The organism is Streptomyces huiliensis (assembly GCF_020037025.1).
Classification (GTDB): Bacteria; Actinomycetota; Actinomycetes; order Streptomycetales; family Streptomycetaceae; genus Streptomyces; species Streptomyces huiliensis.
Genome location: NZ_JAIQLH010000181.1, coordinates 1 through 6,111 on the forward strand (window position 1 = coordinate 1; position 6,111 = coordinate 6,111).

At 78.1% G+C, this 6,111-nt stretch carries 4 protein-coding genes and 1 pseudogene; all 5 read left to right on the forward strand.

Going from position 1 to position 6,111, the window contains the following annotated elements:
* A partial coding sequence (locus tag JNW98_RS26005) for a VMAP-C domain-containing protein (RefSeq protein ID WP_443732504.1) occupies positions 1-290 on the forward strand: 290 nt, incomplete at its 5' end.
* Positions 291-477: 187 nt separating this feature from the next.
* Complete coding sequence (locus JNW98_RS26010; protein ID WP_223770731.1) at positions 478-1,482, forward strand: AAA family ATPase; 1,005 nt, start codon at positions 478-480, stop codon at positions 1,480-1,482.
* A gap of 6 nt (positions 1,483-1,488) precedes the next feature.
* Positions 1,489-4,635, forward strand: a complete 3,147-nt coding sequence (locus tag JNW98_RS26015) for an SAV_2336 N-terminal domain-related protein (RefSeq protein WP_223770732.1) — start codon at positions 1,489-1,491, stop codon at positions 4,633-4,635.
* 123 nt (positions 4,636-4,758) lie between these two features.
* Positions 4,759-5,001, forward strand: coding sequence for a hypothetical protein (locus tag JNW98_RS26020; protein ID WP_223770733.1), 243 nt, complete (start codon positions 4,759-4,761; stop codon positions 4,999-5,001).
* 626 nt (positions 5,002-5,627) lie between these two features.
* A pseudogene (locus tag JNW98_RS26025) lies at positions 5,628-6,111 on the forward strand (aKG-HExxH-type peptide beta-hydroxylase); the annotation flags it as partial.

Here is a 6,111-nt window from a genome sequence, read left to right on the forward strand (position 1 = left end):
CGCTCGCCGCCGGACACGCGGTGGTGATCTGGCGCGGATGCGCCGGGGAGCACACCGATTGCGCCGAATTCCACGACGAGGTCTCCCGACTGGTGTGCGAGGCGGTCACCGCCGAGGGACTCCACCGCCGGATCCGCAACCTGCGGATCCGCTGCGCCGACCCCGAGCAGCCGGACGAGACGGCGCGTTGGGCCAGGTCGATCGCCCTGCTCCTGGACCCGCCGGAGCATCCGGCGTCGCACGGTCCGCCACTGTCCGAGCCGGGTATGCGCCCGGGAGGCGCGCCGTGAAGGTGTCCGGACGGAGTGACAGGGAAGTGACAGGGAAACGACGGAGCGAGACGGACCAGACGGAAAGGCTCGGCAGGCCGCGCCCGGACCGGTACCGTCGTCCGGGGAGCGGAAGCGGCGACGGCGGACGCGTGGGGGCCCGGCCGGCGACAGCCGGGAGAGCCACGCCGGCAACGAGGAGCCCGATGTGAACGATTGGCGCATCTACCGGGGAGCCGGCCTGCCGCACGACGGCGTCCGGCGATTGCCGCCGCCGCCCCCCTGGCGCGACTTCGCCGCGGCCGGGCCCGACACCGGCGCCGGCACGGACCCCAGCGCGGCCCGCCGGCTGGGGGTGCAGCGCCGGCTGGTGGAGAACCACCACCCGCGGCCCGAGGAGGTCGAGGCGGTCAACGCCGCGCTCTACCTGCGCCGTCCGCTGCTGGTGACGGGCACGCCCGGAACCGGAAAGTCCACCTTGGCCCACGCGGTCGCCTACGAGCTCAAGCTCGGCCGGGTGCTGCGCTGGCCGATCGTCAGCCGCTCCACGCTGCGCGACGGCCTCTACCACTACGACGCCATCGCCCGGCTCCAGGACGTCCAGCTGGAGCGGGCCGGCGCCGACGTCGGCGAGCGCCACTCCATCGGCTCCTACCTGCGACTGGGCCCGCTCGGCACCGCCCTGCTCCCCGCGGAGCAGCCTCGCGTGCTGCTCATCGACGAGCTCGACAAGAGCGATCTCGACCTGCCCAACGACCTGTTGAACGTGCTGGAGGAGGGCGAGTTCCGGATCCACGAGCTGGAGCGGATCGCCGACCGCGAGCCCGAGGTCGAGGTCGGGACGGACGACGGCGGCCGGGCCGTGGTCCGCGAGGGACTGGTCCGCTGCACGACGTTCCCGCTGATCGTCCTCACCTCCAACGGGGAGCGCGACTTCCCCGCCGCCCTGCTGCGCCGCTGCATCCAGCTCGACCTCGAACCGCCGGGCGAGGAGCAGCTGACCGCGATGGTCCGGGCGCACCTCGGGGACGACGCGGTGACGGACGGGAGCGAGCTGATCCAGCGCTTCCTGCGGCGTGAGCCCGGCGAGGTGGTCGCCGCCGACCAGCTGCTCAACGCCCTGTTCCTCACCCAGCACGCCCCCAGCGCGGAACGCGTCACCCGAGAACGGCTCGCCGACATGCTGATGCAACCGCTGGACCGCCCGAGGTGATGAGCGATGACGGCGCCCCCCGAGCCGTGGCTGGAGGAACTGGTCGGCCGGTTGCGGGCCACCTCCCAGGATCTGACCGCCGAGGAGATAGCCGACGCGGTGTGGCTGGCCGAACGGATGTCCCCGGACGCCGGTGCGCGCACCTCGCCGGGGGACGACTCCGAGCCCGCGACCGTTGAGACCGCCCACGTCAAGATCGGACGGCCGTTCGCGCTCATGGACCGCGAGCGGGAGGCCGGTGCGCCCGCCGCGACCGGTGGGGAGCCCGCGCCCGGGGACCCCGTCACGGTCTGCGCGGGCGCACGGGACGGGCGGGACGCGCGCGAGAACGCGGCGGCCGGGGGCCGGTGGGCGGGTGCGGCCCGCGCCGCGGACACCGTCGAGCGGACGTTCCCCGTCCGCGTGCCCTCCGCCGCCTCCCTGCCCGGCCTGCTGGGCCTGCAGCGCGCCCTGCGCCCGCTGCGCGGCTACCGGTCGCTCGCCGCGCCCCCGCGCGGGCCGCTGGACGAGGACGCCACCGCCGACCGCGCCGCGCGCACGGGCCTCGTCCACCCCGCCTACCGGCCAGGCGAACGGCAGGCGGCGTCCATGCAGTTACTGATGGACACCTCTTCGTCCATGGTCGTCTGGGAGCGGATGCTGGACGAAATGGAGCAGCTCTGTTCGCAGTTGGGCGTCTTCCGGGACGTCCGGGTGCGGTATCTGCACCGGGCGTCCGACGGCACGCCCCTGATCGCCACCTCGGCGGCCGGCGGCGCCGTCGGCACGTCACGTCAACGTCCGCGCCCCGCCGATCAGTTCCTCGACCCCTCAGGACGCCGGCTCACCCTGGTCATCAGCGACTGCGTGGGCCCCATGTGGCAGGAGGGGCGCGCCCAGCGGCTGCTGCACCGCTGGTCCGCGACCGCGCCGCTCGCCGTCGTCCAGCCGCTGCCGCCCCGGCTGTGGCCGCGCACCGCGCTGCCCGCCGAGGCCGGCACGCTCACCCGCGGCCCGATGTCCGGCGGCCGGCTCGGCTTCGAACCGGACGCCTTCGGGCCGCCGCCCCCGCCGGGCGCGCTGCCCGTGCCCGTCCTGCTGCCGGTCCGCGAGGCGCTGGGCGCGTGGGCCCGGCTGCTGTCCGGCACCGGGCGGACGACCGTGCACGGCGCGGCCGGCTGGGTGCTCCCCGAGCATCCGGCGACGGCCCCGCCGCCCCAGGAGGAGGGCGCCGCACCGACCGCCGACGCGCGGCTGGCGGCCTTCCGCGCCTCCGCCTCGCCCGGCGCCCTGCGCCTGGCGGTGCATCTGGCGGCCGTGCCCCTGGCGTTGCCCGTGATGCAGGTGGTGCAGCGGGCGATGTTGCCCGACACCGGACCCATGGAGCTGGCCGAGGTGCTGCTCGGCGGGCTGCTCCACCGCGTCCCCGCCCCGACGGGCGCGGACGCCGTCACCGGCCCGTGGTACGAGTTCGCCGACGGCGTGCGCGAACTGCTGCTCCAGTCGCTCGGCGTGGACGAGGCCACGCTGGTGCTCAAGCACTGCTCCGACTACGTGGAGCGGCACTTCGGCCGGACCGCCCGCAACTTCTCGGCCCTCGCGGTCGCGCGGCTCCGCGGCCACCCCGTGCCCGACACCGGCGCCGACGACCCCGACTCCGCCGGCTCCGCCGACTCCGAACCGGAGCTGTTCGCCCGGGTCCCGGCCCGGGTGGTGCGCTGGTACCGGCCGACACCCCCCGAGACCGGGCCGGTCGGCGAGGCGGCGGGCCTGCTGCGGCTCTGGCACGACCAGGGCGACTCCGCCCTGCTGCACGAGGCCCGCGAGCTCGTCACCGCGCCGGCGGCGGCCCCGCTCGCCGGGCTCACCGGCGACGGCCGCGACGAGGCGGTACGCGCCCGGTTCGTGCTCGGCGGCGTCCTGCTGGCGCTGGCCGGCACCGAGGCCGTCCGCGATGACGCCGCCGGCCGCCGCGAGCTGCTGGACCGGTCCGTCGCCCTGCTCGCCGAGGCCCACGCGCACACGCCCCCCGGCACCGGGGAGCGCACCGCCGCCGGCACCGACGCGCACACCGCCACCGGCCTCGAACTGGCCGCCGCGCACTGGGCCCGCTGGCGCGCCGACGGCGACCGTGCCGACCGCGCCGACCTCAGGGCCGCCGAGGCCGTCCTGCGCGCCCTGCCGCCCCGCACCGACCGCCGGCTGCGGCTGGGCCGGGTCCTGCTGGCCCTCGCCGAGTCCGGCGCCGAGTCCCGAATCCCGCGTGCCACCGAGGCCGCCGTCGAACTCCGCGCCGCCTGCGAGCTGCTGGAGTCCGAGGACGCGCCGGACGGGCGGCGCTGCGCCGCTTTGCTGGACCTCGGCCGGGCTCTGCGGCTGGCCGGCGAACCCGCCGACGCCACGCTCGCCGTCCTAGACCGGGCCGCCGAGACGGCCGCGGACGAACTCCAGTCGCTCTACGCCCACCTCGAACGCGCCCGCGTGCACGCCGGCGCGGGCGACGGCCCGCGCGGCGACGAGGCGTACACCGCCGCCGTCGCCCTCACCGGCCGCGACAGCCCGCGCCGCTGCTCGCTGCTGACCGAGTGGGGGGAGTGGCTCCTCGGCCGCGCCGAGGCGGCCGGGCCGACGGGTGACGCCGGGACGGTCTCCCGCGCCGAGGCGGTGCTGCGCGAGGCGTACGCCGTGAGCCCCGGGCGCTCGCCGCGCCGCCCGCGCCTCCAACTGCTGCTCGGGCGCGCCCTGATGCTGCGCTTCGGCCGGCTCGGCTTCCTGCCCGACCTCTACGAGAGCTGCCACCTGCTGGAACAGGCGGCCCGCCGGGCGCCGGACGGCAGCACCCGGGCGGAGGCCTGGCTGGAGCTGGGCACCGCCCGGCTCGCCCTGCGCGAGCGGTCGCCCGGCCTGCCGCTGACGGACGCGGCCGACGCGTTCGCCGCCGCGGCGGAGCAGGCGCGCCGGAGCGCCGGGGACGAACCGGGCTCCGTCGTCGCCGCCCGCGCCTCGCACCGCTACGGCGAGGCCCTGGAGCGGATGGGGCTGCGCCGGCAGGCCCTGGCCGCGTACCGGGCCGCGGCGGGGGAGTGGCGCGACCTCACCGCCCGGCTGGCGGAGGTCCCTTGGGACGAGGTCGCCGCCACCCGGGAAAGCGTCGCCCGCCTTTCCGGCGGATGACCGGACGTGGTCCGAACGGGTTTCCGGATTACGGCGCCCGGGAAGAACCGAGCAGCCGCGAGGGGGCCGTCGACCGGAAGCCCGGCGCGCCGCGGCAGGGACCTTGGCAGGGAGGAGCAGAGGGTGCCCAAGCACAGGAACGCCGCCGCGTCGGGCCCTGCGGCCGGAGCGGGGGCGCCGCCGCCGCTGCCCGACCTCCGCGGCGTCGGCCTGCGCGGCCTGCGCGTCCTTCGGGACCCCGGCCTCGCCGCCGCCGTCGACAGCACGCTCCGGCGGCCGGCCGAACTGGACGAGACCTGGTACTCCAGCGGTCACCAGGGGGGCCGCCTGCGGGAGCCGGCGGAGGCGGCCGGGGCGGGCGCGTGACCCGCGGCGAACCGGCCGGGGAGCCCGCGAAAGGGTCACCATCCGGCCAACCGGCCGCGCCCGCGCGGCGGGGCGGCGGCGGGCACGGCGCGGAGGCACGGACTCCACTGCGCTCCCGGCCGGGCCCGGACGCGTTCCGGACGGCCGACGCGGCCCCTCCTCCGGAAGGCCGCCGCCCTCCTGACGCCGGTCGGGCCCCCGGCCGGGGGCGGGCCGAGATCGCCGCTCCGGTTGGTGACGCCGCCTCGCCCGGGGATACCGGCTCGCCCGGCGGCGCCGTTCACGCCGCGGACGCCCTGCGGCCTCCGGAAGGCCGCCGTCCTCCCGGCCCCGCCCGAGCCACCAGCCCTGCCCGGGCCACCGGCCCCGCCCGAGCCACCAGCCCTGCCCGGGCCACCGGCCCCGCCCGAGCCACCAGCCCTGCCCGGGCCACCGGCCCCGCCCGAGCCACCAGCCCTGCCCGGGCCACCGGCCCCGCCCGAGCCACCAGCCCTGCCCGGGCCACCGGCCCCGCCCGAGCCACCGGCTCCGCCCGGGCCGAGCCCGGCGGCGCCGCCCGGCCCCCTGCCTCCCCGCCCCCTGGAGCCACCCCGCCCCCCGCCCCCCTGCCCCTCGCCGTCCGGCTCGTGGCGCCGGAGGCGATGGAGCGGCTCGCGCGGACTCGGGCCACGGCCGACGATCTGGCGCTCCTCCGGCACGCCCTGCACAGCAGACGTCTCGTACTCCTCAAGTCCCTGCTGACCCGCCTGGAACGGGACCCGTGCGCCGTGCCCGCCCTCGCGCGGGAGCGGTTCGAGGCGCACTGGAGCCTGATGGAGCGCGCGGAGGCCCGCCACGCGCCGGCGGTGCACGACACCCTCGACTACCCCTCCGTCGGCAACTGGCTCTCCCGCGCCCTGGCCGCCCCCGCAGGCGCGCCGCTCACCGCCGAGCTGGACCACTTCGGGTGCGTCGCCGCCGCCGCGGCGCTCCGCTCGGGCGCCGCCTTCACGGCCGAACTCGCCGCCCCCGGCGGGACGCTGGCCCTCCCCGGCATCGGCCTGCTGGAGGCCGGCGCCCCCGTCGTCCGGCTCACCGCCCGGGCCCGCACCGCCCGGCTCACCGTCCCCG

Bases quoted from the DNA above. Each gene is read 5' to 3' on its own strand.
- JNW98_RS26015 (WP_223770732.1), top strand. From the start codon at position 1,489: ATGACGGCGCCCCCCGAGCCGTGGCTGGAGGAACTGGTCGGCCGGTTG.